Source organism: Kitasatospora sp. NPDC059088 (assembly GCF_042738155.1).
GTDB lineage: Bacteria > Actinomycetota > Actinomycetes > Streptomycetales > Streptomycetaceae > Kitasatospora.
Genome location: NZ_JBHYGR010000209.1, coordinates 2,189 through 3,987 on the forward strand (window position 1 = coordinate 2,189; position 1,799 = coordinate 3,987).

Here is a 1,799-nt window from a genome sequence, read left to right on the forward strand (position 1 = left end):
TGCTGCTCACCGCCAACACCCCGCGTCGCGATACGACCCGCGCGGCCCGCCGCCTGAGGCTCGCGGCGTGACCGGCGCCCGGGGGGGGCGGCGATGCCGCCCCACCCGGCCACCACAGCCCGCCCGCTCTGCCCTTGAGAGGACCAGCAGTGTTCAAGATCCGTACCGCCCTCCGGTCCGCCGCCCAGCGTCTTCGCCGCCGGTACGAGGCCACGACCGATGCCCAGATCGTGTGGTGGGCATACCGAGGTGTCGTCATCGGCCCCCGGTGGACGGTCGTCCTCGATACGCCGGAAGACCCGCTGTACGGGCCGATCATGTCCTACCAGGTGGCGCGCACCGCCGGTCAGGCGGTGGACATGGCGATCCACGAGGTGACGCGCCGACACCGCCACTACGTGGCGAGGCTCCAGGAGCTCACGGACGAGGAACTTTGGGACGCCGGATTCGCGAGCCACGTCGTGACGTTCCGTGGCTGGCACCCGGTGGCCCCGGTGCACCGCTCGGTGGATGCGTAGAGGCCCGCGCAGCGGGCCGCCCCCGGCTGCTGCAACCCAGCCGCCGGGGGCGCGCCAGGCGGTCCGTCAGGGCCGCCATCCAGGCCGTAGGCCTCCGCCCCCCAGTTCAAGAGTGCTGCGCCCCACGCGCAGCACGCCAGCAGCACAAGGAGAGGCATCCATGCCAGGAGAGCAGGTCGAGTTCTTCCCGGTGGTCGTGACCGTCCCGGAGCGGGAGCGGATGGTGGGCGAACCGGCGGCGGTGCGGGTCGCGCGAGCGAGCGAGGTTGCGGCCGGTGATCTTGTCATCGGCTACGCCCCGGTCACCAGGACGGCCGTCAGCCGGCCTTTGTGGCGGATGGGCTATCAGCAGCCGTTTCGGGCCGTCCCGCGCCCGTACAAGCCCGGCTGCGGGTGCTGCGAGGGGTACCCGAGCCCGCACGGTCCCCTTGCCGTTGTGCTCAGCGCCCCGGACGCGGAGGGAGACGCCGACGAGTGCGAGTCGTACGCCGCAGCCGAGCCGGTGCTGATCATTCCGGGCGGGGGGCGGTAGGCGGCACGACTTGGGGGTGTGGCTCACACCACACCCCCAATCGGCATCGCGATGTGGTATAGTTCTTTTTGTCGGGAGGGGTTGGCGCCCCACCCGGCCACTCGATCCACCACCAGCCAGACGGAGAACCCAATGATCAAGGCCATGAAGATCCGCTCCGCGTCCCGCGCCGCCGGCCGCAAGGCGCCCCGAGGCCTCCAGCGCCCGGCCGGAACCGAAACCCTGGTCGCCCGATTCGACGGCGGGTGGGAGTCCTTCGACCTCAAGCGGCACGGCCGGTCCACCAACGCGGAATGGGCCAAGGTGCCGAACCGACGCGACGGGATCCGCCGGGCGCAGCACGAGGCGGGCGCGTTCGCGCCGGAGCGCGAGCTGGGCGAGCTCTGGACCACCGGATTCGTGGCCGAGGTCGAGGCCGGCCTCCGGTGGGGCCTGTACGCGGCCAAGAACGGCACCTACAAGGTGGTCGGGTCGGGCCGGTGCGGTTGGGATGGCATGTACTACCGACGGGCCGGGGTGCGCGGTCGGCGGGCGGCGGTGCGCTGCTTCCAGCACGTCATCAAGCGGGGCGAGACGGTGGGAGCGTTCGCGACCAGCGAGGAAGAGAGCTACTGAGGTGCCGCCGGGGGGCGGCGCGGCCCCCCCCCCCCCCCCCCCCCCCCCCCCCCCCCCCCCCCCCCACCCCCCCCCCCCCCCCCCACCCCCCCCCCACCCCCACCCCCCCCCCCCCCCCCCCCCCCACCCCCACG

3 protein-coding genes are annotated in these 1,799 nt (G+C 73.4%); all 3 read left to right on the forward strand.

Annotation, left to right across the window (positions count from 1 at the left end; translation table 11 throughout):
- Window positions 1-149: 149 nt before the first annotated feature.
- On the forward strand, window positions 150-518 hold the full coding sequence (locus tag ACFWXO_RS43240; protein ID WP_380532189.1) for a hypothetical protein: 369 nt from the start codon (window positions 150-152) through the stop codon (window positions 516-518).
- Window positions 519-678: 160 nt separating this feature from the next.
- On the forward strand, window positions 679-1,050 hold the full coding sequence (locus tag ACFWXO_RS43245) for a hypothetical protein (protein ID WP_380532191.1): 372 nt from the start codon (window positions 679-681) through the stop codon (window positions 1,048-1,050).
- A 132-nt stretch (window positions 1,051-1,182) separates the two neighbouring features.
- Window positions 1,183-1,665: a hypothetical protein gene (locus ACFWXO_RS43250; RefSeq protein ID WP_380532194.1), complete on the forward strand. Its 483-nt coding sequence runs from the start codon at window positions 1,183-1,185 to the stop codon at window positions 1,663-1,665.
- The last annotated feature ends 134 nt before the right edge of the window (window positions 1,666-1,799 follow it).

Coding starts and splice junctions, on each gene's coding strand:
- ACFWXO_RS43245 (WP_380532191.1), top strand. CDS start 679: ATGCCAGGAGAGCAGGTCGAGTTCTTCCCGGTGGTCGTGACCGTCCCG.
- ACFWXO_RS43250 (WP_380532194.1), top strand. CDS start 1,183: ATGATCAAGGCCATGAAGATCCGCTCCGCGTCCCGCGCCGCCGGCCGC.